The following is a 25,284-nucleotide window of genomic DNA, read 5'->3' as shown; positions in this document are numbered from 1 at the left end:
GCCACTATGTTGAGCTGCTCTCGGCGCAGAACGAGTCGCCCCCCACGCGGGGGCGTGGATCGAAACTCGCCAAGCAACCGGAGATGGGCGACATCCTCGAGTCGCCCCGCTACGACGCTCGAGCAGGAATAGGCCGGGCATGCGCGTCGCGGCTTTCGCTTAGCCGTAAGCATCCGACGAGGGCCGTGACGTTCATGATCGACGTCGAACGCGGGAAGATGTTTCCGTAGGAAATTCAATCGACTAGAACGTCTTGCGCAGCGTGAAGCTGACCATCCGTCCCAGCGGATCGAGATACGCCGGCTGATAGCTGAGCGGCGTGTTACCCGCCTGGTCTCGGACGGACGGGCGCGTGTTGAACAGATTGGTGATACCGAGGGTGGCGCGCGCACCTTTCAGCCATTTGGGTGCCCGCGCGCCACCCAGACGCTCGGCAAGGTTCGCGAAAAGGGTGAGGTTCACGACGGCGTAGTCGCCGAAGTGCAGATCGCCTAGGGCGCTCCCCCATCCGCGTATCTCCGTCCCACTCTGCCAGTTGACGGTCATGCGGGCGCCGAGCCCATGCTTGAAGGCGGCAGCCTGGAACTCGACCTCGTGCCGGCGGCGGCCGCCGCGCACATCCACCGCGCCGCCGTCCAGCAAGTCGAGTCGAGGGACGCCCGCCCGCGGGAGGATGGAGTCTTCAAAGGACCAGTTGTGATAGAGGCTGAGGAACAGTCGGCTCGAGAGATTGCCGACGCTCCGCGCCGTGGCGCTCGCCGGATCGGGCTGGGCGAACACGGCGCCGGGGAACGCGCGGCGCGCCTCCGCCTCGCTTCCGAACACCCGTACGCTGGCATTCTGCAGACCGGCCGGAACCGGGCCAAGCGGCCGGGCGAAGTTGACGCCCCAGCGCAGCTGCTTCTGCCGGGCATCGGCAAAGTTCAACGGCCGCCCGTCGATCGCAGACAAAACCCCGTCCGCGCCGCGCGTGAACCGGTCCGGGAACGCATCCTCGAGCTGCGGCGTCAGGATGGGGAAGGCGGCGATCGGGCTGTCGATGCGCGACGCCACATAGTCGATGTTCAAGGTCAGATCGGTCCGCGGGATAGGCCGGAGGGTCACGCCCAGCTTGACGATGTGCCGATCCTCTGCGCGCAGGCCAGCATTGCCCCCGAAGGTCCGCGTGACATCGACGACTTCCCGCCGAACCAGGTCGAAGGTGCGGACGTTCGGCGTCACCAGCAGCGGGGCGCCCAGCTGCTCCAGGGTCGGGGCGGTCTGCTCGTCGGCCACGGACACGACGACACCAACGGCCGAGGACGGGCTCCAGCGTAGACCATAGCCGAAGCTCCGCAGGCTCCCCGCATCGGAGAGCCGCTCCAGCGCGAGGTTCACATTGGCTGAGAGATTGCCGAGCACCGCCCCGTGCTTGTCGCCGCGGTGGAAGATGGGCAGATCGAGGTCCAGCTGCGCTGCCCCGCGTTGGCGCGAGGGAGAAACGTGCCCGGCAGTCGCACCGCGGCCCCAGCGACTGTCGAACGTCGAAACCTCCACGGCCGCGTGCGTGCTTGCCGACAAGGGGCCCGCCGGCAGCTGCACGATCGGCCCGTTGAGCAGCAGGTCCGCCGTGGTGCGCGCGTCCGTGGACCGCGCCGGCTCCCGCCCTGCAGCGCCGTCGCCCAGATCGGTGCGGGTGTTGCTGGTCGACCGATCGTGACTGGCGGTGACGGTCCAGAGCCAGGGGCCGCTGCGCCCGCCCAGCGTCGTGCCGAGATGGGCGACGCCTCGGTCGCTGTGGCGGCGCAGCGACCGAGTGCCGATCGCACCCAGCAGGCTCTCGGTTCGCGTTCCCTCGAAGCGGCCGTTCACCGTCGCAGCAATGTCGCCGGGAAGCTGCCCGCTCACCACGCTTTCCAGCGTGACCTGATCGCTGCTGGGCAACAGCGTTCGAAACCGTCCGAGCTCGGGCGTGTCGGCAAACTGCCGCAGGCCGCGTTCGCTCTCCAGCAGCGACGCGGCGCGGGTGTAGGTCGCGCCCAGCGAAAGCCGCGTATCGCCACGGATCGCGAGATAGTCGACCTTGCCCGTGCCGCTCTCCCGCCCGCCCTCGGTCGGCGCCAGCAGGCTCAGCTGGCCGATCCGGGATCGGAAGCGCTCCAGCGTGACGACGTTCAGGACCTTCTGGTCGGCGCGGTAGCCATAGCGAAGCGCCAGTTCCTCCGGGAACACCTCCATCCGTTCGATCGCCTCGGCGGGGATTCGCGCGACTTCCAGAAGGCTGGATACGCGCCGCCCGTTCAGCAGGACGACCGGGCCGCCATCTCCCCGCCCACGCACGCTGGCCAGCTGGGGCCCGAGGATATCGAGCAGCGCACCGATATTGTCCGCGCCGAGCGCGCGGACGTCGAGCGGGCCGAACGTTCGTTCCGGAAGCACGTCGCCAACCACGGCACCGCGCGCGCGGCGGGTTGTGACCAGAATATCGCCTCCCGTGCCGCTCTGCTGCTGTGCGCTCCGGTTCCCCAGAAGCGCGGACGGGTTGTTGCGCAGCTGCTCCTCCAGCTTGCGCTGGATCTCCGGCGGCAGCGGCTTGCCGTCCACGCCCCGAAACTGGACATGGGCAGGGCTGTTCTGCCCCGGCTTAGGGGCTTCGACGGGCTGCGTCGCCGGGGAGGACTGGGATGCCGCCGCCTCGGACTTGGCCCCTCCCGCTGACGGTGCCACCTGCTGCGCCTCTATCACTGCCGGGACGATACCGCTTATCACCCCGACAAGCCTTCTGATCGTCCGCCCCATGCACACCTCCCGAACCTGTGTTCGAAGGCGTTGCAGCAGAAGGGCGTAGCCAGGGGATGCCTGCTCGGTAGCGCCCGCTGTTACGCAAATGCTACAATGGGCTGCTACACATTGTGCATGCACGCAGAGGTGATTGCCACGAACACGGTCCTGATCGTCGACGACGATGCCAGTATCCGCGATGCGCTCGCCGATTTCCTGAGCGGCCATGGCTATGCCGTGCGGACCGCCGCGAATGCAGCGGCCTGCGACCGCGAACTCGCCGGAGCGCCTGCGGATCTGATCGTGCTGGACGTGATGATGCCCGGCGAGGACGGGCTCTCGCTCTGTCGCCGCCTGTCGAGCGCACGCACGCCGATCCTGATGCTCAGCGCGCTCGACGCCGTTACCGACCGGATCGTCGGCCTGGAAGTCGGCGCCTGGGACTATCTGACCAAACCCTTCGAGCCGCGGGAGCTGCTCGCGCGGGTACGGGCGCTGCTGCGGCGGCCGTCGCGGGCAGGGGACGAGCAGCGCCCCGCCCGCGGCGGCGTGACGTTCGCCGGATGGTGGCTCGATCTGGAGGAGCGGCGGCTACGCGATCCTGCCGGGCGAGCCGTGCCGCTCAGCGAGGGCGAACATGCGCTCCTCGCCGCGTTCGTCCAGCGCCCTGGCCGCATCCTGACGCGCGATGCCCTGCTCGATCTGGCGCGGGGCATGGACGCGGCCTCCTATGACCGCGCTATCGACGTGGCGGTCAGCCGCTTGCGCCGCAAGCTTGCCGAGGCGGACCCGATGCCGGTGATCGAGACGGTGCGCGGCGTCGGATATCGCTTCCTGCCGACGGTGCGGGCGGCGTGAAGCGGGCGCCCAGCGCGCTCGTCGCGATCGGCGGCTTCGGCGTGGCCGTGGCGACGCTGAGCGTGGCGACCACCGCGGCCATCGTTCTTCTGGCACCACAGCCCCCGGCCGTCCGCGTCAGTGCCGCCGAGGCGATCGCCGCGCTCCGCAAACCGATGCCGGGCTTCGAGCGCCGGATTGTCGCCGAGCCGCTGCCCGGGCCGCGCACGGCGGTGCTGGAAGCGATCATCGCGTCTGAGCTGCGGCGGCCTATCGGCGATGTTCGGGTCGTATCGTCCGGCGCGAAGCCGCTGAGCGACAAGGCCGCGACCGTCGTGGGGACCGTATTGCGGGCCGACAAGACCGATGCTCCCCCGTCTTTCGTGCTGGTGCAGCGGGGGCGCGGACGGTTCGAAATGGTGTCGCCCGGCACGGTGAGCAGCGCGATACGCAATGCCATGATCGGGCTGCCGGTGCCCGCCTTCACGGCAAGCGTGCGGCAGTCGGATGGTCGATGGCTGAGCGTCGCACCTGCTCGGCCGCTCTTCGCGCGGTGGCAGGTGAACATCCTCATCGCCCTGGCCGTCAGCCTGATGCTGCTGGCACCGATCGCCTGGATCTTCGCGCGCCGCCTGACCCGGCCGTTCCGGACCCTCGCCGATGCGCTCGACTCCGGTGGCGCAGTGCGCATGCCGGAGGAGGGACCGCGCGAGCTGCGCGAAGCCGCGGCGGCGATCGCCGCGATGCAGGCGCGGCTTGCGGCGGAGGCGGCCGAGCGGGCACGGATGCTCACCGCGATCGCGCACGACCTGCGCACGCCGCTGACCGGGCTGCGGCTCCGGATCGAGAGTACGCCCGAGCCCCAGCGCGGCCGGATGGTCGCCGATGTCGAGCGGATGCAAGGAATGATCGGCGAGGTCCTGGCATTCGCACGCGATGCAGCGGCACCGCCTGAAGTGCTGGATGTGCGCGCGCAGCTGCATGCTATTGTGGAGGCACTGAACGAACGCACCGCGGCGATACGGCTGTTGCCTGGCGACGAGGCTCGCATCTGCGCGCCCGAACCTGCCTTCCGCCGCGCCATCGAGAACCTGCTTCGGAACGCGGTCGACTATGCCGACGGCGGGGAGATCGGCGTACAGCGGATCGAGGATCGGGTGCTCATCTCGGTGACGGACGCAGGGCCGGGCGTTCCCGCCGCAGATCGCGAACGCCTGCTGCTGCCGTTTGAGCGGGGCGAAACGTCACGGAACCGCGAAACGGGCGGGGCGGGGCTGGGCCTCAGCATCGTCCGGGATTTCGCGATCCAGTGGGGCGGCGACTTTTCGTTGGGTGAAGCGCGCGGCGGCGGCACTGCTGCGAACCTGTTGTTGCCCGTTGCTTGATTTTGCGCGCGCCGCGCATGCCCGCAATCAGGCGGCTTTGGTATCCACGAACCTGCTGCGCACCTCGCGCAAGCGCTCAGCGATTTCCGCGTGCGACGCACCGACACCGGCTTCGCCGGCGAAGCGTGGCCAGTCCGATACTGCACCATCCACCGCGTCGACGATCTCCCCGATCCGGCGCTCGGCAATGCCATGCATCCTGCCGATACGGTCGACATGCCCGCGCGTCGGTCGGCGCCCTTCGCCGGCAACCGCGAGATAATGCTCGCCGCCCGGGCCGGTCGAATAGGTCAGGTCATAGGCCGGGGCCAGCCGCCAGCGCCCGGTCTGGTCCATCAGAAAGGCATGCTGGCGGGTATGGTCGTCGCGATTACAAGCCAGCACGTTGAAGACCATACGGCGGAACGCTTCCTCCACGTCGCGCACGTCGCGGGTGATCGCGAGCGTCGCCCGCAGGAAACCGTCATAGTCGAGGCTCGGCACATGCGGCGGCGCCTCGACCGCACCGGCGAGGCTGAGCATGTGCAGACGCCGGCCATTCCCGGGACGGTCGAAGCGGCGCGTGGCGAAATAGCCGGGCCCATGGCGAGCCGGCAGCAGGCGGCTCTCGGCCATGGTGATACCCGCCGCTCGCGCCATTTCAGCATAGGCCTGCTCGATGGGGCCGATATCGATGGGATCTAGCAACGCGGGAAACTTCACGATCCAGCTTTCGAAGCCGGGCGCGTTCTCGCCCTCGTCGATGCTGACCGCGCCGTTGGCATCGAAGCCGACATGCACCTTCGGTCGCGCGCCGCCCGAGGCACCGCCAAGTCGGGCAAGGACGTCGACCAGGCTGGCATCATTCCCCAGCAGGATTGACTGCGATTGCGCGGCGAGCGCGTCCAGATCCAGCACCGCTACCTCAGCGGGAGGTGTGGTGGCCGGTGCGAACACCAGCGCGCCGCGCCCCTTTTCGCCAACAAGCGCAAGGCGATCGACGGCATCGAGCGTTTCCCAGCGCGTACCGAGACGCTCGACGCGGCGCTTCATTAGCAGCGCGCCCCAGCCATCGGGTAGACTGTCGGCAAGGAAGCCATGCAACCCGTCGAACGCAGGACTGCGCGCTTCGACAAGGCCTTGTTCCAGGGAATAAAGCAGCGGGGACACGGCGGTGCCGGACGCCAGGACCTCTCTGCCCCATTCCAACATGGCGCGACCGTTCGCCATCACTGCCCGACCAACCGGTTGGTCGCCGGTGTGCTCGTCGAATCGCAAGCCGATCGCAATCGGGGTTCCCGGCGCGAGCCGCATCACGTGGCCGATCTGGCTCGAGCTCGGCGACGCGGGGGCGCAGGTTGCTCCCGTTTCTGCTGCTTCAGCAGATCGTCCATGCTGGCGGCCGCTGGGGGCGGGAACAGCTCGGCCAGCTGGTGCTCGCAGCGGAGCAGGATCGCCGCCCGCGCCAGGTCTTCGATCGAGGCCTTTCCCTGCGTCTCGAGGCGACGCCAGGTTCCGTAGGATACGCCGGACCGCTCTGCAGCCTCAGCCTGGGTGATGCCCATGGCAGCTCGGCGCGCTTGAATACGAGCGCCTAACCGAACGATCGACTCGGATGGGGTGACCAGCATCACTCATATATGAGTACTTATGTGGGATCGTGCAACAAAACGCTCATATATGAGCACTTAGATTTGCCGCTGATGGCGGCGATCTGCGCCAGCTGCAAGCGACGCCTTCATCCTCGAAGCCCACCGAAGTTCTGGCGGTCCTTGGACCGAAGTTGCAATACGCTCGGCTGAATGTGCGAGGTTAACGGCATCAACCAATGCAGCGCATCCAAATTCTCTTCGAACGCCGCCTCTTCATATATGTTTGCGTGGTCTCGTTGCCACCCTCGTGGCCCCATATATCAAGTCGCACGAGTCTGGCACTTTTCCTTTAAACAGAGAAGCGGCGGTGCCACGAAAGATATCAACACCCTTGTCTTTCATCGCGGCTATGACTTGATGACGCCATTCGGTTCCATCTGGAAAAGCCCTCTCGCGAATTGCCGTCTCGACCGCCGCTAGTTCCATCCGCTCCGGATCAGCCGCTGCTGCGCATCGTGCGGCCAAGCGGCATCCGGACCGTTGCTTGCGCGATGTCGCCAGAACTCTGCATATATCCGGTTGGTCAGGCGGTGCGCAGCGACGGGTTCGGTGCTTCCAATCTGACTCTGAAGGATGCGGTCCAACTGTCAGCGCATCGCGTCCTGAAAGATTCGCTTGAACGTGGTCGCGTCGATCATGGACCCGCGTTGCCCGTATGCCACCCGTAATCGCTCCAAGGCTCCACCGAGACATTCGGCGATGACACGGGCCTGGTGAAAATTTGCTGTTCGTAGCGGCAGCTCGATCGGGATGATCACACCGGAAAGGGTGATTTTCCTCCGCCACCAGAAAAGATGACCACGTCGAGCGAGGTTGGGATGCTTCATCGCATGCACGTCCATGTACAGCGAGGGGTGCACTCTGGGGTCCAGAGGCCCCCCCCTCGGAGAGGGTTGGGACGTGTTTTCAATGCTTTAACAGAAAGTGGTCGGGGAGAGAGGATTCGAACCTCCGGCCCCTGCCTCCCGAAGACAGTGCTCTACCAGGCTGAGCTACTCCCCGACGGAGTCCGGTCTACAATGCTTTCGGGAGCAGACCGGCTTGAGCTTGGAGGCGCGCCTATAAGGGTGGGTTGGCCAAGCCGTCAAGCGGTTCGTTGCAGCAAAAAGGCAGCGACCTGCATTTTTTCTGCATTGCACCGATCGCCGCCCTCGACCGCCACCCGGCGCACCGATAAGCCTGCGCCCCCATGACGCCGATCGAAGCCGTTGCCACCCTGCTGGGGCTGGCCAATGTAACGCTGGTCGTGCGGCGGAGCCTGTGGAACTACCCCTTCGCGCTGGCGATGGTCTCGCTCTACGCGGTGATCTTCCTGCGCGAGCGGCTGTACAGCGATGCGCTGCTCCAGGGCTTCTATTTCGTGGTCAACGGCTATGGCTGGTGGAACTGGCGCCGCGCCAAGGCCGATGCAGGCGAGGTGCCGGTCGTGCTGTTGCCCGATCGCGCCCGGATCGCCTGGGGAATCGGCGCGGTTCTCGCCGCGCTCGGCTGGGGCGCGCTGATGCACCGGATGACCGACGCGGCCTTTCCCTGGTGGGACGGCACGATCGCGGTGCTGAGCATCGTCGCGCAGATCCTCCAGTCGCGTCGGGCCTGGGAGTGCTGGCCGCTGTGGATCGCGGTCGACCTGCTCGCGATCCCGTTGTTCCTGGTGAAGGGGCTATACCTCACCGCCGGGCTCTATTGCCTTTTCCTGGCGCTTTCGGTCTGGGGAGCAATCGATTGGAACAAGGCCCGCGCATGATTCCCCGCACCATCTGCCTGCATGGGCCCGAAAGCACGGGCAAGACGACGGTTGCCGCGCGGCTGGCGGCGGCGCTGGGCGGCACCGTGCTCGACGAATATGGCCGCGAATATGCCGAGACGCGCGGCACCGATTTCACGATGCGGGACCTGGTGGAAATCGCCAGGACGCACGACGCCGGCACCCGGATGATGCTGGAGACCGCACCGTCGCCGCTGATCCTCGACACCGATCCGCTGATGACGGCGGTATGGGCCGACATGCTGTTCGGCACGCGCGACCCGTGGTTCGACGCGTGGCAGGGCACCGCCGACCTCTATCTTCTGTTCGATATCGACCTCCCCTGGGTAGCCGATGGCACGCGGTTGTTCGGCACGCGGGAGGCGCGCCAGCGGTTCTTCGATCTTTCCCGCGCCGAACTCGAACGGCGCGCCGTTCCCTGGGCGCTGGTGCAGGGGGAGGGGGAGGCGCGCGCCGCCGCTGCCCTGGCGGCGATCGAGGCTTTCGGGCAACAGGCTTGAGGATCCGGCGCCGGCTCGAATTGCGTCACAGGAAGTTCACAATCCAGGCCTAGCGCCGCCCCGACGGCAACGGGGATGCTTCACGCCAAGTCTTTACACCAGAAGGCGAAATGCCTGGCTGTGTTTCCGCGCGCCGTTGAACCACAAGATCAGAAATCCATTCGGGGAAGACCAATGCTGAATCTCGCGCGCGACAAGCGCAGCCTGTTGATCGGCGCCGCCCTGGGCGCGCTGTTCACCGCCGACACTGCGTTCGCGCAGGACACGCAGGCCGATGACGGCCTGAGCGAAATCGTCGTCACCGCAGAGCGACGTCCGGAAAACCAGCAGGACGTGCCGATCTCGGTCGCCGTGCTCCCGGCCGCGCAGGCGCGCGACTACACCGCCGGCGGCGACGACACGCTGCTCGCGCTCTCCGGCAAGGTGCCGGGCCTGTACGTCGAATCCTCGACCGGGCGCATCTTCCCGCGCTTCTACATCCGTGGCCTCGGCAATGTGGACTTCTACCTCGGTGCCTCGCAGCCGGTTTCGATCATCCAGGACGACGTGGTGCTCGAGCATGTCGTGATGAAGTCGAACCCGGTGTTCGACGTGAACCAGATCGAGGTGCTGCGCGGGCCGCAGGGCTCGCTGTTCGGCCGCAACACCACCGCCGGCATCATCAAGTTCGATTCGATCCGCCCGTCGCAGCAGTTCGAGGGTCGCGGTACCGCCAGCTATGGCAGCTATAACAGCGTCAACGTCGACGCAGGCGTCGGCGGTCCGATCATCCAGGACAAGCTCGCCTTCCGAATCTCGGGCCTCTACCAGCACCGCGACGACTATATCGACAACAGCTATGCCGGCCCCAGCCTGGACGGCACGCGCGTCGGCCGTGCGAACGCCGCGGGCGGCTTCAATGAGCGCGACGTGCGCCTCCAGCTGCTCGCGACGCCGAACGAGAGCCTGTCGATCCTCGCCTCGGGGCATGCCCGCTGGTATGACGGCACTGCCACCGTCTTCCGCCGCGGCGCGCTGAACCTGGGCTCCAACCAGATCAACGGCGTGCAGTTCACCCGCGCGCGCTGGGACGAAGGCGCCGACAATCCGCAGAACTACAAGACTGCCGGCGGATCGGTGCACATCAACTGGGATCTCGGCCCGGTGACGCTCACCTCGATCACCGGCTACGAGACGCTGTCCGGCTATAGCCGCGGCGATACCGATGGCGGTGCGGCAGTCGATTTCGGCAATGCGGGCTTCGGCGAGTCGATGGGCCGCGTGCGCGGGCTCGACCAGTGGACCGAGGAATTCCGCGTCGCGAGCAACGGCGAAGGCCCGCTCAAGTGGCAGGTCGGCGCGATGTATTTCGACGCGCGGGACATCACCGAATTCTACCAGCGCGCCTATTTCCTGAGCGGTACCGCCAACAACCCGAACAACTGGGTGCGCCTGCACAACATGAACACCAGCTGGGCGGTGTTCGGCCAGGTCAGCTACGAGATCGCGCCGAAGCTGACGATCACCGCCGGCGGCCGCGTGACCGAAGACACCAAGACCACCGACCTGCTCAAGACCGCGGACTCCGCCGCCGGGGCGGTCTCCTATACCGGCCGCCGCCATGTTCGCCTGTCGGACACGCAGCCCAGCTGGGACCTGAGTGCGCGCTACGAGATCAACCCGGACGTCAGCGTCTATGCCCGCGTCGCCAAGGGCTTCCGCGGCCCGACCATCCAGGGTCGCTCGGCGGTGTTCAACTCGGACTTCACCACCGCGAATTCGGAGAAGATCCTGTCGTGGGAAGCCGGCGTGAAGACGCAGCTGGGCCGTACGCTGCGCTTCAACCTGTCGGGCTTCTACTACACGGTCGACGACATCCAGCTGAACGGCAACGACCTGAACGGCAACGGCGTGCTGCTCAATGCCAACAAGGCCAAGGCCTATGGCATGGAAGCCGATGTCGACTGGCGCCCCGTGCGCAACCTGTCGATCCAGGCGGGGCTGAGCCTGCTGCACAGCAAGATCGAGGACAAGAATCTCGAGGCGCAGGTCTGCGCGTTCGGCGGAGCGGTGACCTGCACCGTGCTCGATCCGCTGCGGCGGCAGGGTTCGCTGTTCCTGGCGAAGATCGACGGCAACCCGCTGCCGAACGCGCCGGAATACAATGTCAGCCTGAATGCGCGCTACGACATCCCGATGGACATCGGCGGCAAGCTGTTCCTGGCGACCGACTGGAACCTGCAGGGCTACACCAACTTCGTACTCTACGAGACCCGGGAGTTCACCGCGAACGGCAATTTCGAGGGCGGCCTGAAGATCGGCTACACCGCGCCGAACGACGCCTGGGAAGTGGCGGGCTTCATCCGCAACATCACCGGCGAAAAGAACCTGAAGGGCGTGATCGAGAACTACCGCGCCGCCGTGCTCAACGAGCCGCGCGTGTTCGGCGTCTCGCTGAGCGGCAAGTTCAAGTAAGCGGGTGGGCCGAGGGCTCTTCTCAAGCGGGGAGCGCCATCGCAATGGCAGTGACGGGGCGCCGTCACCCCACAACCTCCGTCATTCCCGCGAAGGCGGGAATCCATTCGCCTCTGCGCCGGGGGGAAAGACCCGCGGCATCAGCGCCAATGGATCCCCGCCGTCGCGGGGATGACGGCGGGTTTTGCCGGACGGGATGATGCCGCCCTGACCGGGGCGCCAAAAGAAAAGGGCCGCCGCGGGATCTCCGCGACGGCCCTTTTTCGTTATTCGCGCCCGATCAGTTCGACGGGGCGAGCTTGGTGTTCAGTACCCAGCCGACATTGTCGTTCTCGTCGGCGACTTCCCACCACAGGCCGTTCTTGTTGCCGGTGGGATAGACGATCGCGCCCACGGGCAGCGTGCGGATCACCTTGCCGGTCGCCGCGGCGGTGCTGCGCATCGCGACCGGCGCCTGCGCGGTGAAGGTCTTGGCCGGCGCCGCCTGCGCGGTGCCCTCGTCGCCCGGCCGCACGAGGCCGAGTTCGTTGACCATCTTCGAATAGGCATCGATGAACGCCAGCGTCACGATCCGGCCGATATCGGTGTTGTCATAGCCGCCGCCGACCGCGCCCAGGCCGCCGCCGATGAAGCCGACGCCGCCGCCCGCGCCCCAGCTCACGCTGTTCTTCGAGGCATAGCCTTCCTGCGTCGCGATCGTCTCGGTCGTGCGGACGTTGGTGAGCGACAGGACGGTGTTGGCCTCCATCTTGCGCGACTTGATGCCGCCGATCAGGCCGCCGATCGGGCCGCCCAGGATGCCGCCTGCGGCACCCGCGACGCCGCTGCCGCCGGCGTTGCGGTTCGACGCCTGCACCTCGGCGACGAGGACATAGTCCGCCGCCTTGATCTGGCCCTGGCCGACGTTCGAGCCGCGCTGCAGGCCCAGATTGCCGCCGATGTTGCGCTCACGCTCCGCCGCCTGCAGGCCCGAGCCGCGATCGACGAGGTTGAAGCAGCCCGAACGCTGCACCAGCACCTTCAGCAGCTTCTGCGGCGGCGCCAGCGAATACTGCGTCCAGCCGCGGGGATCGTCGCCATCGACGATCGAGAGCGTGCCGAGCTTGCGCGCGCAATGCGGCACGTCCTGCATCGCCTGTTCCTGCGTGCGCTGGGTCTTGGTCGGCTTGCTCTGGGCGAGTGCGGGAACGGCGCCCACGCACAATGCCATCGCCCCGGCGGCGCCGAGCAACTGCTTCATCATCGTACTAAAACCTCCCTGTACAACTCAGGCGGCCCGATTGGGAAAAGACCGCCCCCCGGCCATGTCCGTAACAGAATGGATCGCCGCGGCCTAGCGACCAAGCGATGCCGTACAATCGGGTACTTTGGGTTTTGCCCGCAGCCTGCTATCGGCCGCGGAATCATGGCCACCGACATCACCAAGATCCGCAATTTCTCGATTATCGCGCATATCGACCATGGCAAGTCCACGCTTGCCGATCGGTTGATCCAGCGGACCGGCGGTCTCGCCGACCGCGAAATGTCCGAGCAGGTCCTCGATAACATGGACATCGAGAAGGAGCGCGGCATCACCATCAAGGCGCAGACCGTGCGCCTGGAATGGAAGGGCCATGTCCTCAACCTGATGGACACGCCCGGTCACGTCGACTTCGCCTATGAGGTGAGCCGCAGCCTCGCCGCCTGCGAAGGCGCGCTGCTGGTGGTCGACGCCGCCCAGGGCGTGGAGGCGCAGACGCTCGCCAACGTCTACCAGTCGATCGAGCACGACCACGAGATCATTCCCGTGATCAACAAGATCGACCTGCCCTCGGCCGAGCCCGAGAAGGTGCGGACAGAGATCGAGGACGTGATCGGCCTCGACGCCTCCAACGCGGTGCTCGCCAGCGCCAAGGCCGGGATCGGCATCGATGAGATCCTCGACGCGATCGTCGAGCGCATCCCGTCGCCCAAGGGGGATGCGAACGCCCCCCTGAAGGCGATGCTGGTCGACAGCTGGTACGATCCGTATCTCGGCGTCGTCATCCTCGTCCGCGTGATCGACGGCACGATCAAGAAGGGCCAGCAGGTCAAGTTCATGCAGGCCGGCACGACCCATCTGGTCGACCGGGTCGGCGCCTTCCGCCCCAAGATCGAGCAGCTGCCGGACCTGGGCCCCGGCGAGATCGGCTTCATCACCGCCCAGATCAAGGAAGTGGCGCAGGCCCGCGTCGGCGACACGCTGACCGATGCCAAGAAGCCTGCCCTGGAAGCGCTGCCGGGCTTCAAGGAAGTCCAGCCGGTGGTGTTCTGCGGCCTGTTCCCGGTCGACGCCGCGGACTTCGAGAAGCTGCGCGAAAGCATCTCCAAGCTGCGCCTCAACGACGCGTCGTTCAGCTTCGAGATGGAAACCTCGGCCGCGCTCGGCTTCGGCTTCCGCTGCGGCTTCCTCGGCCTGCTGCACCTGGAGATCATCCAGGAGCGGCTGATGCGCGAGTACGACCTCGACCTCATCACCACCGCGCCCAGCGTGGTCTACAAGATGCAGCTCACCAAGGCGGCGGGCGAGGCCGAGGGCCGGGAGATCGAACTCCACAACCCGGCCGACATGCCGGACCCCAACCGGATCGAGGAGATCCAGGAGCCGTGGATCCAGGCGGTGATCTACATGCCCGACGAATATCTCGGGCCGATCCTGAAGCTTTGCCAGGATCGCCGGGGCATCCAGAAGAACCTCACCTATGTTGGCGGTCGCGCCCAGGTGACGTACGAACTGCCGCTCAACGAAGTGGTGTTCGACTTCTACGATCGGCTCAAGTCGATCAGCCGCGGCTATGCCAGCTTCGACTATGAGCAGATCGGCTATCGCGCCGGCGACCTCGTCAAGATGGGTATCCTGGTCAACAACGAGCCGGTCGATGCGCTGAGCATGATCGTCCACCGCTCCACCGCCGAGAGCCGCGGCCGCGGCATGTGCGAGCGGCTGAAGGACCTGATCCCGCGCCATCTGTTCAAGATCCCGATCCAGGCGGCGATCGGCGGCAAGGTGATCGCCCGCGAGACGATCGCCGCGATGCGCAAGGACGTGACCGCGAAATGCTATGGCGGCGACGCCAGCCGCAAGCGCAAGCTGCTGGACAAGCAGAAGGAAGGCAAGAAGCGGATGCGCGAATATGGCAGCGTGCAGATCCCGCAGGAGGCCTTCATCGCCGCGCTGCGGATGGGCGAGGAGTAAGGCCGCTCAATCCTGCTGCCGGTGCGGCAGGCGAGGGGCCGCCTCACGGTTTCGCCGCGCGGCCCGCACGATCGCCGCCGATCCCAGCACCGCGCTGGTGACGATCGCGGCGATGGCGAGCAGGCCGGACGTGCTGATGCTGGCCTCCAGCGTCACTGCCGTCCCGACGCGGAGGGAGGCATGGGCGCCGCGCCGATCGGGCGCGGGTTCTGAGCGGGGCGGGGCGCTGGTCATGGCGCCTTTTACGCCTTTGCTGCCGCCGCGTCTCCCACGCGGGGGTGAAGCTGCATGCCGAGTGCCTCGAACAGCAGGTGCGGCACCGCTACGACGGAGAGCAGCTGAAAGGCCAGCGCCGGATCAATCCCGCGTGCGAGATCGAGGAAGCCCGGGCTGAAGGCCGCCCAGCCGATGCAGGCAAGCGCCGCGAGCAGGGCGGCAAGGACCGCACCATGGCCGTGCACGGCGCCGGTGGTCTTGCCGAACTCGTCCAGGATGGCGACGATGTGGCGCCGCGAATGGAGCAGCGCGAAATAGAGCGGGAAGGCGAGGGTCGGCGGCGTCGCGGCGAGCAGCACCAGTGCGGCCGCCTGGGCAGCGGCCCAGCGGCGTGATCCGCCCTGCCACGCCATCGCGATCGCGACCCCGGCCACCAGCAGCGCGACCGGGGCGACCAGCGTGACCAGCGCCAGCGTCAGGCGGCCTGTCGCCGGGTCGGTCATCGCGGCGAACAATTGCGCGACTCGGGTCTGCTGCCCCAGCACCGCCGCGGCGATCGGCGCGAGGCCCGCCGCCGTGCGCAGCAGCCGGTCGCGCGGCAGGTCCCAATCCTCGGAGAAATGCCAGGCGGCGAGCGCGAGGAACGCCAGCATCGCCGCCAGCGGTGCGGCCCACCAGGCCAGCGCCATCGCCGCCGCCGCACCGATATAGCAGGCGACGAACAATGCCAGTGCGCCGCCGTGCATGCGCCAGCGCTGCCGGGCGATCAGCAGATCATGCCCCCCATGCGGCAGGCCGCCGGCGAGCATCAGCAGCATGCCCGCCTGGGTCGCCAGCGCGCCGTCGAGGTTCGTGCGGGCAGCCGCCAGTGCGGCAAGGACAATCGCGGCCAGCCAGAACAGCCGAGGCACCGCCCGGTCCTGCGCGAGTGCGCGGGGCCGGGCGGTGCCGTGGGTGGCCGGGTGCCGGACGGGGATACCGGCCTGCGTCACGGATCAGGCCGTGTGCGGCGTGCCGTGGCCCTCGACTTCGGACTTGCGCTGGGCGATCGCGAAGACCAGCAGGCCCACGCCCGCCTTGGCGACGAGGTCGGCAATGGTGTAGCCGATCTGGATCACGGTCTCGACGTCGGGACCGGCGAGATTGGCATAGGGCGCCATGTAGACGATCGGGTAGAAGCCCCAGGAGGCGAAGGTCAGCAGGCGAGCCTGCTTCACCAGACCGCGGACCGCCTCCGGTTGGCGCTCGATCGACTTGCCGAGGCCGCTGAACAGCTCCCAGACGATGTAGACGAACGGAATCGCCGAGAGCGTGCCCCACAGCGCGCGGGTGGGAATGTCGCTGGCGATCTCACCCGGATAGCCGAGGATGATCATCAGCGCGGCGGCAAGACCCAGCCGCCAGCCCTTCTGCACCGTCTCTTCGCGCGAAAGGCGCATCACCAGCACCAGCTCGATCAGCAGCAGCGGCACGGTGAGCAGCCAGTCGACATAGCGATAGGCATCGTTGAACGCGATGCCCGTCGCCGAGACGGCACCGTTGACGTAATGATAGGCCGATTCCCAGCTTTCGAAGATCCGGAGGTAGTGATAGGCGGCGATCGCGGTCACGAGGCCGGAAATCGTCACTGCGTTCTTGTAGGCTGCGGATACCTGGGATCGACCGAACCACAGGAAGATGGTCGTCGCCGCCATCGTCGCGAAGGTAAACGAGAAGGCGTTGTAGATCAGTGAATACTGAAATGGCGATACGATTGCGGTCTCCATCAGGTCTTCTCCTTCAGACACATGTCTCTTATGCACGCCACTTGGGATATGGCATGTACAGGATGTCATTGTTGACGCCGCGCTGGCGCGATCTGCTGCGGACATTGAAAGTTGATGTAATGCCGCGCCACGCAACAAATTGCGCAGCGTTGTAATACAACCTCTTCAATACCTGCACCATCACTAAATCGTTTCTAGCACATATCGATACGTACGTAGGGGATGTTTGGAAGTATCTTGCAGTGCAACATGTGCACCGGTCTGTCGGCGGGGCCGTGTCCGATCCTGGCACGATTTCCGGCCGCATCCGCATAGAACCGTTTTGCATGTCGAACGTTATGGGGCCGAACCTAAGGGAACCCATCGTGATCGAAGCACTGCCGACCCTCCGCATCCTGCCACGCTCAACCGGACGGTGCAGCGGCGCGATTCTGCGGGTTGCGGCCGTGCTGGCGATTGGCGCGGCATCGTCGTCCGTGGCGCTGGCGCAGGACTATCCGACCAAGCAGCTCGGCGACTGGACGATTGCCGCGAGCAAGGACGGCTCCGGCTGCTTCATCAGCCGCGGGTTCGATCAGCCGGGCGGTACCACGCTGCTGCTCGGGATGGACCGCGACGGCAGCAACCATTTCTCGGTCCTCAACGAGAATTGGTCGATCCGCCCGCAGGACCGGCTGAAGCTCACCTTCCGCCTCACGCAAGGCGGCTACCCCAATCACCAGGCGATCGGCATCGTCGCAGACGGCAAGCAGGGCTTCGTCGCGGCGTTCGATCCCAAGTTCCCCGTGTCCTTCGCCGGCTCCAAGGCGCTGCACATCGATCGCGGTAGCACGCCGGTGGCGCGGCTGGCGCTCGACGGCAGCGGCGCGGCGGTCGCGGAGCTCAAGCGCTGCGTCGCGGCGCAGCACGGACCCGCCAAGGCCGCGACCGATAACGACGGGATTCCCCGCGATCCCTTCGCCGAGCGGCCCAAGGGGCGGCGGAAGCGCTGATGCGGGAACACTTCGCCCCGTCTCCGGCTCGGTCCGACGGACAAGAAGCACAGCCGGACCGAATCGGGATTGTTGCGGACCCGGCGCTCCGGCTTGGTGGCCGGGCCTTAGTTTAGTTAACGAGTGAAAGGTGTGTATATGCGTACTGGTATGAAGTTTGCTCCCCTCGCGATGCTCATGATCGGCGCGGTGGGCCTGAGTGGTTGCGCAACCAAGAAGTTCGTGCGCGAGCAGATCGCCCCCGTCAGCCAGCGCGTCGATGCGCTGGAGACCCGCCTCCAGGAAACCGACGGCACCGCCAAGCAGGCGCTGTCGCAGGCCCAGGCCGCTGCCGGCCAGGCCCAGCAGAACGGCCAGCGCCTCGACCAGCTGAACGGCCGCGTCGACACGCTGGACCAGCAGCAGCAGGCGCTTTCGCAGCAGGTGCAGCAGCAGAACGCCAAGCCGCGCAAGCGCGCCCGCAACTAAGCGGAGCCTGCCGCATCGGCCTTGGCCGAGATCCGGGTGGCCGCGCTTCGGGGCGGCCACCCTTTTTATTGAGCGCCAATATTCGTGAGCGACGTATCGATGATCCAAGGCTTTCTCGCGCTGGCCGGGCTTGCGCTGCTCGTCCCTTCTCCCGCCGTTCCCCTCCAGGATGCCAAGCCCAAGCCCGCCGCGGCGAAAAAGGCCCCCGCCGGCAAGTCCAGGCGGGCGCCCGCCAAGCCCAAGGCCGCAGCTGCCCGGCCTGAGGCGCCCAGGCTCCAGCCCTCCGCGGAGACGCTGCGGGTGCACGACTGGGTGTCAGCAGCCGGTGACAATCACGGGCTGCCCTATCTGATCGTCGACAAGCCGCACGCCGCGCTGTTCCTGTTCGACCCGCATGGCAAGCAGCTCGCGGCCGTGCCGGTACTGATCGGCATCGCCCCCGGCGACGATGCGACGCCGGGGATCGGCGCCAAGCAGCTGTCCGAAATCGGGCCCGCCGAGAAGACGACGCCCGCCGGGCGCTATCTCGCCAAGTTCGGCCTCGCGGTCGGCAAGGAGCGGGTGCTGTGGGTGGATTACTACACCTCAGTGGCGCTGCATCCGGTGCCGACCGGTATCGCGGCGCGCAAGGAGAAACGGCGCGAACGGCTCGCCTCGCCGACGCCCGACGACAACCGCATCACCTTCGGCTGCATCAACGTGCCCGGCACCTTCTACTCCAGGCTGCTCAGCCCGATGTACAAGGGCAAGGGTGGCTATGTGTACGTGCTGCCCGACAGCAAGCCGATCGAGGACGTGTTCCCCGCGCTCCACGTTCAGACGGTCGCAGCCCGCGCGGACTGAGGCAAAGAAAAAGCCCGGCCGCTGGGGAGCGACCGGGCGAGGGGGTTCTTCGGGGGGGACGAAGTTCAGAAGTTGAAGCGCACCGCGGCAGCCAGCGTGCGGCCCTGCACCGACCGGGCCCAGCCGATGCCGGTGGTGGGCATGCTCGCCTGGTTGATGTCCAGGAAGCCCTTGGCGTTGAGCAGGTTGGTGCCGGTCAGCGCGACATCGATCATCTTGGTCGGGTGCAGGATCACGAAGCCGCCGACGGTGGTGAAGCCCGGCATCTTCAGCTGGTTGATGTCCTGCGAATAGCTGCTGGTGATCGTCACCACGCTGGCGCCCACGGTCGCGTATTTCGTGTCGACCTGCGGGGTCGCCTGCAGCGTCCAGGCCGGCTGGTGGCGCGGTTCCTTGCCGGTCAGGGTCGGATCGAAATAGTCCTTGGTGATCTTCGCCTTGGTGTAGGTCGCGCCTGCGGTCATGCTGAACGGGCCGCGGCGGATGCCGCCTTCCAGCTCCAGGCCATAGGTGCGGTACTTGCGATAGGTCTGGGTCGCCAGGCCGTTGAGCTGGTTGTGGTCGTCGGCATAGGCGAGGAAGGCAGTGGCGTTGAAGGTGATGCCGTTCCTGCGGAACTTCATGCCGCCTTCGACCTGCTTGACCGCGTCATAGGCCTGGCGCGATTCCACCAGCTTGCCGGTATTGTTGTCGATCGCGCTGGTGAACAGGATCTTGTCCGCATTCACGCGACCGCCGCGGCTGTAGCGCGCGAAGAAGGCGAGCGGCTCGGCGGCGCGGTAATTGACGCCCACCGAATAGCTCAAATAGCGGAAATCATAGTTCACCGGCGCCGACTGGCCGAGCGGCAGCGCCGAGACGCGGGTTTCGGGCGCGCTGATCCTGCCATCGCCGTTCATGTCGACGCTGACGGTGCCGTTGCGGCTGCCGCCGAGATCGGCGCCGACCATGCTGCCGCGCGCATGCCCGGTATCGTAGCGCAGGCTGCCGCCGATCGCGAGCTTGCCGACATGGTAGTTCACCGAGGCGTAGGGCGCGAAGAAGCTGTAATCCATGTCGAACGACCGGCGCAGCTTCGGCCCGTTGCGGCTATAGGCATAGACGCCGTCCTGGGTCTGCGCGACGCCGGCCGCATTGGTGAGGGTCACCAGCGAGCTGTCACCGCCGCCGGCGACGTCGGTGACCATCGAGATCTGCAGCGCGTCGACCGCCACCGACTGGGCGGCGACATACAGGCCGGCCGTGGTGGTGAGATCGCCGTTGCCGACCTTCCACACGCGGGTGGCGCGGAAGTCGTTGGCGAAGTGGTCCGCGTTGTTCAGCTTGTAGACGTTCGCGAAATAGTTGGCGAGCAAGCCGTTGCCGTTGGCATTCGCGCCCACCGCCTTGCCGGCATTGGGGCCGTTGAAATAGGTGGCCGTCGCGCCGGTGCCGGCGAGCGAGGCGGCCAGGGTCGCGACGGGCGCCACCGTGCTGGGGAATGCGCGCAGGAACTCGCCCGAATTCTTCGAGAAGCGGGCGCGATCGGTGAAGGTCCAGCCTGCCAGATCGAACTGCGCCTCGAACCCGATCGACTTGGACTCGACGCTCTGCCCGCGCTTGATCGCGAAGGCCGTGACCTGGTTCTGGCCGTTCAGCGTGAGCAGGGTGGGCACGTTCGGCGAGTACATCGAGTCCTTGAGGATGTCGAAGCCGGGGACATTGCCGATCACCGGCTTGTCGTTGGTGCCGGTCAGCGTGATCGGATAGGTCGCGTAGCTGGGGGCGCGGTCCTGCAGCAGGCTGCCGTAGAGGCGGATATAGCCGTTGGCGAATTCCTTGGTGACGTTCAGCTTGATCTGGCCGCCGTTAAACGAGGTCATGCCGGTCGCGCGCGGGCCTTCGCCGACGCGGTAGAAGCCGCCGACGTGGAAGCGCACGGTCTTGCTGAGGTGCGCGCCATAATCGAGGTCGACGCGCTTCGAATCATAGTCGAGTCCGGTCGAGACCTGGATCGCGCCGCCGTCCACGTCGCCGGTCTTGGAGATCAGGTTGATCAGACCGCCCGGCGAATTGGACGCGAAGGTGGAGGCGGAGCCGCCGCGGATCGTCTCGATCTGGGCGATGTTGAAGTCGGCGCGGAAGAAGCTGTCGCCCGCGATGTTGAAGAGGTCGTTGAACTCGACGACCGGCAGGCCGTCCTCCTCGAGCAGCACATATTTGGAGCCGCCCGAGCCGATCGGCAGGCCGCGCACGGTATAGTTGTTGTTGCCCTCGCTGACGCCGTTCTCGACGCGGATGCCCGGCATGGTGCGCAGGATGTCGGCCAGGCCGACGGGCCCAAGCTTCTGCGCCTCGCTACCCTTCAGGGAGCTGGTGGACGTCGCGCTGTCCAACCGATCGCGGCCCTTGGCGACGCCGGTGGAGAAGACTTCCTTCTCCGGTGCGGCCTGCGTAGCGCGTTCCTTGGTCTCGCGCGGTGCAGCGGCGTCACTCTGCGCCAGCGCCTGCGTCGAAATGGACGTGGTTGCGATCAGAGAGAGTATGAGTCCTGTCAGCTTCACGACTTCACCTTGCGTTTCTGAAATGCCGAGCCTCTTATGTTGCTGTATAGGCGGTTGCGCAGGTGTAACGTGTCCCAGGACATGAACTTTGGGGGGTCTATATTGTTACTTAAGTGAAACTACGGAGGGGTGTTCTCACGCCGTGCTTCACCCGCAACATCGCGGTTCGGCCTGTCCAGATCGACGAGGCCGTGCGCAGCGGAACGCTGCAGCGAGTGCCCGCATTTTACCGTTTTCTAAGCCGGCTCTGCCATGGTCCGCCGTCTTCGCTCCTTGTCGCAAGGAGCCTTGGGAGAGACGACCATGCAGCGCCTGCCGCTGATCGCGCCGCAGCCGCCGCGGCTGAGCATGATGACCGACACGCTTCGTGCCATCGAGGCGCGGGGCACCTATTCGAACGGCGGCCCGGTGGTGCGCGGATTCGAATCCGCGGCGGCCGCGCGGCTCTTCGGCGGGCGGGGCGCGTGCCTTGCCGTCGCCAACGCGACGCTGGGGTTGATGCTCGCGATCCGGCATGCGGCGGGCCCCCGGGCAGGCAGCGGCGCGCTGGCGCTGGTGCCCGCCTTCACTTTCGCGGCGACGGCCCAGGCCGTGCAATGGGCCGGCCTGACACCGGTGCTGTGCGACATCGATCCCGAGGACTGGACGATGCGCGCGGACGCGGAGGCGGCGGCCTTTGATCGCCATGGCGATCGTATCGCGGTGGTGGTTCCCTATGCGACGTTCGGCGCGGCGATCGATCTGGCCCGGTACCGCGAATATCATGCGCGCGGCATCGGCGTGGTGATCGACGCGGCGGCCTCGCTCGGCACGATCGATGCCGAGGGGCGCGCCTTTGGTGCAGGGGAACCGTTCCCGGTTGTCTATTCGATGCACGCCACCAAGGTCTTCGCCACGGCCGAAGGCGGCCTGATCCATTGCGGGGACACGGCGCTGGTCGAGGCGTTGCGCCGGATGAGCAATTTCGGGTTCGACGGCGGGCGCTCGGCGGAAGGGCCCGGTCTCAACGCCAAGCTGCCCGAAGTGCTCGGTGCCCTGGCCATGGCCCGGCTCGAGCAGCTCGAAGGCGTCGCCGCGCATCGCGCCGCGCTGGACCGCGCCTATCGCGCGCGGCTGGGCGGTTTTGCCCAGGCGCATGGGTTTGAATTCCAGGCGTTGCACGGTGCGCGTCCGGCGCTGCAGTTCCAGTCGCTGCTGCTGCCGCGGCCCTTTGCCGGCCACCGCGCCGCGATCATCGCCGCGCTTGCCGAGCAGGGGATTGGGGCAGGGCAGTATTTCAGCCCCCATCTGGGCGAGCAGCCCTGGTTTCGCAGCAGCTGCGTGATCGATCGCGCGCTGCCGGTGGCCGACGAGGTCAGCGGCCGGATCCTGTCGCTGCCGGTGACCGACGCCATGACCGAGGGCGATGTCGATACCGTCTGCACGGCGCTGATCGATGCCTGCCGCAAGGCGGGGCTCGACGGGCTGCGGGTGGAGCGCCGCGGCCGCGCGGTGCATTCCGCATTGATCGTCGGCGGCGGTCCGGCAGGCACCGCGCTGCTGACGGCGGCGACCAAGGGCGACCAGCTGGTGCCGCTGGCGCAGACCGGACTGGCGATCGTCGAACGCGATGCGGTGCTGGGCCGGGGGGAAATCGGCAGCTATGCCATCACGTCCGACAGCACCGCCGAGACCTTCCTCACCGCGGTGAAGGACAATGTCCATGGCGAGATCGCCGCGCTGACCGACCATCATGCCGCGCGCGAAGTGGCGCTGTACGCGGGGCGACTGGGCGTGCCGCTGGCGCGCTCCACCCCGCTGCTGGAGGCGACGGGTGCGCGGCTCGGCGCGGTGGTGGCACAGCATGGCGGAGTGGTGGCGACCCGATCCGAAGTGGTCGACGCCCGCCGCACGCCGCAGGGCGACTGGGCGGCGCGGGTGCGCAACCTGCTCACCGGCGACGAGCGGGTGATGCGCGCCGACAATCTGGTGATCGCCACCGGCGGCTATCAGGACCGCGCCCATGTCGCCGCCGAGATCGTCGCGGGCGCACCGATCGGTGACCTTGCCGGCGACCGGCTGGTGCCGGGCGACGACGTTTTGCGGCTGGGCGGGCTCGACCGGCTCCGCGCCCGGCTGGCGACGGCGCGGGCGCCACGCATCGCCATCGTCGGCGGCTCCACCAGTGCGATGGCCGCTGCCGTGTTGCTGCTCAAGGCCAGCCCGGCGCTCCCGCTGGGGGCGGGAGCCGTGCGGCTCTATCACCGCCGGCCGCTGCGCCCCTTCTACCGTTCGGCCGAAGAAGCGCAGGCAGACGGCTTCACCGATTTCGGCCCGGAGGACATCTGTCCCTTGAGCGGCTTCGTCTATCGCCTCGCCGGCTTCCGGCTGGAGGCGCGCGAGCTGGTGCTGCGGATGCTCGGCGTCGGCGGCCGCGCCCCCGATCCGCGCATGATGCTCTGCCGGCTGATGCCCGCCAACGAGGCCGCGATGCGTGCAGAGCTGGCAGAAGCGGACGTCGTGATCGGCGCGCTCGGCTATCGGCCGCGCGCGCTGCCGCTCTACGATGTGGAGGGCGCGCGCATTCCGCTGATGGCGGACCATCCCGGCCGTCCCCGGCTGGTCGACCAGCAATGCCGGGTGCTGGACGCCGGCGGCCGGCCGCTTCCCGGCGTATACGGCCTGGGGCTTGCCTCGGGCCATGTGCCGGATGGGCCGCTGGGCGGCGAATCCAGCTTCAGCGGCAAGGCGAACGGCCTGTGGCTGTGGCAGAACGACATCGGCCGGATGATCGTCGACCAGATCCTGGCCGATCGGGCGCGCGTGGCGGCATGAGCGCGGCGCCCACCGTCTCCGTGATCATGGCGACCTATAACGGCGCCGCGCTGCTGCCGGAGACGCTGGCCAGCCTGCAGGCGCAGACCTTCGCCGACTGGGAGCTGGTGGCGGTCGACGACGGCTCGCGCGACGAGACCGTCGCCGTGCTGCGCGGCGTGGGCGACCCGCGCGTGCGGGTGGTCGAGAGCGCGGTGAACGGCGGACCGGTGGTGGCGCGCAACCGCGCCTTCGCCGCCGCGCGCGGCCGCTATGTCGCCGGGCTGGACCAGGACGATCTCTGCCTGCCTGATCGCTTCGCCCGGCAGGTCGCCTGGCTCGACGCGCATCCCGAAACCGTGCTGGTGAGCACCGCGACCGACTGCCTGCTGGACGGCAGGGTGGTGCCGGGCCAGTGGCCGCGCCCGCTCTCGCCCGGGCTAATCGACTGGCTGATGCTGGTGCAGAACCCTTTGGTCTGGTCCTCGGTGCTGTTTCGCGCCGAGGCCGCGCGGCAGCTCGATCCGTTCGAGCGCCCCGAATGCCGCTATGTCGAGGATTTCGACCTGTACCACCGGTTGCGGGCGTTCGGCCGGATCGACCAGATCGATACGGTGCTCACCCGCTATCGCCAGCATGCCGGGGGCGCCTCGCAGGTGTTCAACGGCACGATGAAGGCGCATGCCGAAGCCCTGCTGCGCGCGCGGCACCGCGCCCTGCTGGGGGAGCAGGCGCCGGACATCGCCGGGCTGCTGGTGCGCTATGTGATGGGCAGGGCACCGATCGGTGACCGGGCGTTGCTGCGCCGCCTGTTCGAGGGCATCGCGGTGTTGCGCGCGAACTTCGGGGAAAGCCAGCGCGACGCGGAGGCGCTGGCGGCGGTCGACCGCGCAATTTCGCGGCTGTGGTGGCGGCTGTGCCGCGCCGGCGTCCGCTCGGGCCGGCTGAAGCTGCGCCATGCCGTCGCGGCGCGGCCTGCAGCGGCGGCGCTGGGAGACGCCAGGCCGGCGGACCTGCTGGCCAGCGGGATGATCGGGGCCGTTAGGGCGCTGCGGCGCTAGCTGGGCGGCGTTCCTGGCGCGCTTGACAGGTGGGCGCCTAGCCGCGAACCGGATCG

The 25,284-nt window shown here is 67.4% G+C and carries 21 protein-coding genes and 1 tRNA gene; 12 read left to right on the top strand and 10 right to left on the bottom strand.

The features are described from left to right. Positions 1–230, top strand: a 230-nt coding sequence (locus SPI01S_RS22860) for a hypothetical protein (protein ID WP_218017585.1), incomplete at its 5' end; no start/stop codon positions are given. Positions 231–243: 13 nt separating this feature from the next. Here the strand turns inward: SPI01S_RS22860 and SPI01S_RS07985 are convergent. Then, positions 244–2,706, bottom strand: coding sequence for a TonB-dependent receptor (locus SPI01S_RS07985; RefSeq protein ID WP_245653510.1), 2,463 nt, complete (start codon positions 2,704–2,706; stop codon positions 244–246). Positions 2,707–2,895: 189 nt separating this feature from the next. Between SPI01S_RS07985 and SPI01S_RS07980 the strand changes: the two genes are divergently transcribed. Together SPI01S_RS07980 and SPI01S_RS07975 are read left to right on the top strand one after the other, a co-directional pair. Then, the gene (locus SPI01S_RS07980) at positions 2,896–3,618 is read left to right on the top strand and encodes a response regulator (protein WP_066720757.1); all 723 of its coding nucleotides are present in this window, start codon (positions 2,896–2,898) and stop codon (positions 3,616–3,618) included. Continuing rightward, a complete protein-coding gene (locus tag SPI01S_RS07975; protein WP_066720755.1) occupies positions 3,615–4,982 on the top strand; it encodes a sensor histidine kinase in 1,368 nt (455 codons plus the stop codon). Before SPI01S_RS07980 ends, SPI01S_RS07975 begins: the two co-directional genes overlap by 4 nt. A 27-nt stretch (positions 4,983–5,009) precedes the next feature. Here SPI01S_RS07975 and SPI01S_RS07970 read toward each other — a convergent pair whose 3' ends face one another. The 4 genes from SPI01S_RS07970 to SPI01S_RS07960 all read right to left on the bottom strand — a co-directional run bounded on the left by SPI01S_RS07970 (position 5,010) and on the right by SPI01S_RS07960 (position 7,615). Further along, positions 5,010–6,275: a type II toxin-antitoxin system HipA family toxin gene (locus SPI01S_RS07970; protein ID WP_066720752.1), complete on the bottom strand. Its 1,266-nt coding sequence runs from the start codon at positions 6,273–6,275 to the stop codon at positions 5,010–5,012. Next, entirely contained in the window at positions 6,275–6,592 is a 318-nt protein-coding gene (locus tag SPI01S_RS07965; protein ID WP_066720746.1) for a helix-turn-helix domain-containing protein, read from the bottom strand. The genes SPI01S_RS07970 and SPI01S_RS07965 overlap by 1 nt, the downstream gene beginning before the upstream one ends. A 608-nt stretch (positions 6,593–7,200) precedes the next feature. Then, positions 7,201–7,440 carry a hypothetical protein gene (locus tag SPI01S_RS22200; protein ID WP_157084605.1) on the bottom strand — a complete coding sequence of 80 codons (240 nt, stop codon included), beginning with the start codon at positions 7,438–7,440 and terminating at the stop codon, positions 7,201–7,203. 98 nt (positions 7,441–7,538) lie between these two features. Beyond that, positions 7,539–7,615 (bottom strand) — tRNA-Pro (locus SPI01S_RS07960). 187 nt (positions 7,616–7,802) lie between these two features. Between SPI01S_RS07960 and pnuC the strand changes: the two genes are divergently transcribed. From pnuC to SPI01S_RS07945, 3 genes are all read left to right on the top strand, one after another. Beyond that, a complete protein-coding gene (gene pnuC / locus SPI01S_RS07955) occupies positions 7,803–8,357 on the top strand; it encodes a nicotinamide riboside transporter PnuC (protein ID WP_066720743.1) in 555 nt (184 codons plus the stop codon). After that, positions 8,354–8,878: an AAA family ATPase gene (locus SPI01S_RS07950; RefSeq protein WP_066720740.1), complete on the top strand. Its 525-nt coding sequence runs from the start codon at positions 8,354–8,356 to the stop codon at positions 8,876–8,878. The genes pnuC and SPI01S_RS07950 overlap by 4 nt, the downstream gene beginning before the upstream one ends. Before the next feature lie 174 nt (positions 8,879–9,052). Next, the gene (locus SPI01S_RS07945) at positions 9,053–11,332 is read left to right on the top strand and encodes a TonB-dependent receptor (protein WP_066720737.1); all 2,280 of its coding nucleotides are present in this window, start codon (positions 9,053–9,055) and stop codon (positions 11,330–11,332) included. Between the two features lie 280 nt (positions 11,333–11,612). On the opposite strand, the gene SPI01S_RS07940 is transcribed toward SPI01S_RS07945, so the two are convergent. Continuing rightward, positions 11,613–12,575 (bottom strand): CsgG/HfaB family protein, encoded by a 963-nt coding sequence (locus SPI01S_RS07940; RefSeq protein WP_157084604.1) that lies wholly within the window; start codon positions 12,573–12,575, stop codon positions 11,613–11,615. Between the two features lie 162 nt (positions 12,576–12,737). Between SPI01S_RS07940 and lepA the strand changes: the two genes are divergently transcribed. Continuing rightward, a complete protein-coding gene (lepA, locus tag SPI01S_RS07935) occupies positions 12,738–14,546 on the top strand; it encodes a translation elongation factor 4 (RefSeq protein ID WP_066720734.1) in 1,809 nt (602 codons plus the stop codon). Positions 14,547–14,552: 6 nt separating this feature from the next. On the opposite strand, the gene SPI01S_RS07930 is transcribed toward lepA, so the two are convergent. Genes SPI01S_RS07930 through SPI01S_RS07920 form a run of 3 tightly spaced genes read right to left on the bottom strand, consistent with a single transcriptional unit; the run spans position 14,553 to position 16,528 of the window. Next, positions 14,553–14,780, bottom strand: coding sequence for a hypothetical protein (locus SPI01S_RS07930; RefSeq protein WP_066720732.1), 228 nt, complete (start codon positions 14,778–14,780; stop codon positions 14,553–14,555). Positions 14,781–14,788: 8 nt separating this feature from the next. Further along, positions 14,789–15,754: a beta-carotene 15,15'-dioxygenase, Brp/Blh family gene (locus tag SPI01S_RS07925; RefSeq protein WP_066720729.1), complete on the bottom strand. Its 966-nt coding sequence runs from the start codon at positions 15,752–15,754 to the stop codon at positions 14,789–14,791. Between the two features lie 3 nt (positions 15,755–15,757). After that, a complete protein-coding gene (locus tag SPI01S_RS07920; RefSeq protein ID WP_066720727.1) occupies positions 15,758–16,528 on the bottom strand; it encodes a bacteriorhodopsin-like in 771 nt (256 codons plus the stop codon). A 365-nt stretch (positions 16,529–16,893) separates the two neighbouring features. Here SPI01S_RS07920 and SPI01S_RS07915 point away from each other — a divergent pair, with 365 nt between their 5' ends. From SPI01S_RS07915 to SPI01S_RS07905, 3 genes are all read left to right on the top strand, one after another. Next, positions 16,894–17,520 carry a hypothetical protein gene (locus tag SPI01S_RS07915; protein ID WP_157084603.1) on the top strand — a complete coding sequence of 209 codons (627 nt, stop codon included), beginning with the start codon at positions 16,894–16,896 and terminating at the stop codon, positions 17,518–17,520. Between the two features lie 150 nt (positions 17,521–17,670). Further along, entirely contained in the window at positions 17,671–17,988 is a 318-nt protein-coding gene (locus tag SPI01S_RS07910) for a hypothetical protein (RefSeq protein ID WP_245653509.1), read from the top strand. Between the two features lie 99 nt (positions 17,989–18,087). Beyond that, positions 18,088–18,831 carry a hypothetical protein gene (locus SPI01S_RS07905; protein ID WP_066720719.1) on the top strand — a complete coding sequence of 248 codons (744 nt, stop codon included), beginning with the start codon at positions 18,088–18,090 and terminating at the stop codon, positions 18,829–18,831. Positions 18,832–18,896: 65 nt separating this feature from the next. Here SPI01S_RS07905 and SPI01S_RS07900 read toward each other — a convergent pair whose 3' ends face one another. After that, positions 18,897–21,374, bottom strand: coding sequence for a TonB-dependent receptor domain-containing protein (locus SPI01S_RS07900; protein WP_066720717.1), 2,478 nt, complete (start codon positions 21,372–21,374; stop codon positions 18,897–18,899). Between the two features lie 303 nt (positions 21,375–21,677). On the opposite strand from SPI01S_RS07900, the gene SPI01S_RS07895 reads away from it, so the two are divergent. After that, positions 21,678–24,188: a DegT/DnrJ/EryC1/StrS family aminotransferase gene (locus tag SPI01S_RS07895; protein ID WP_066720714.1), complete on the top strand. Its 2,511-nt coding sequence runs from the start codon at positions 21,678–21,680 to the stop codon at positions 24,186–24,188. Further along, positions 24,185–25,228, top strand: coding sequence for a glycosyltransferase (locus SPI01S_RS07890; RefSeq protein WP_066720712.1), 1,044 nt, complete (start codon positions 24,185–24,187; stop codon positions 25,226–25,228). Before SPI01S_RS07895 ends, SPI01S_RS07890 begins: the two co-directional genes overlap by 4 nt. Positions 25,229–25,284 lie beyond the last annotated feature (56 nt).

The organism is Sphingomonas pituitosa NBRC 102491 (assembly GCF_001598435.1).
GTDB lineage: Bacteria > Pseudomonadota > Alphaproteobacteria > Sphingomonadales > Sphingomonadaceae > Sphingomonas > Sphingomonas pituitosa.
The sequence above is the reverse complement of the archived record's forward strand: the minus strand, read 5'-3'. Positions and strand labels throughout refer to the sequence as shown.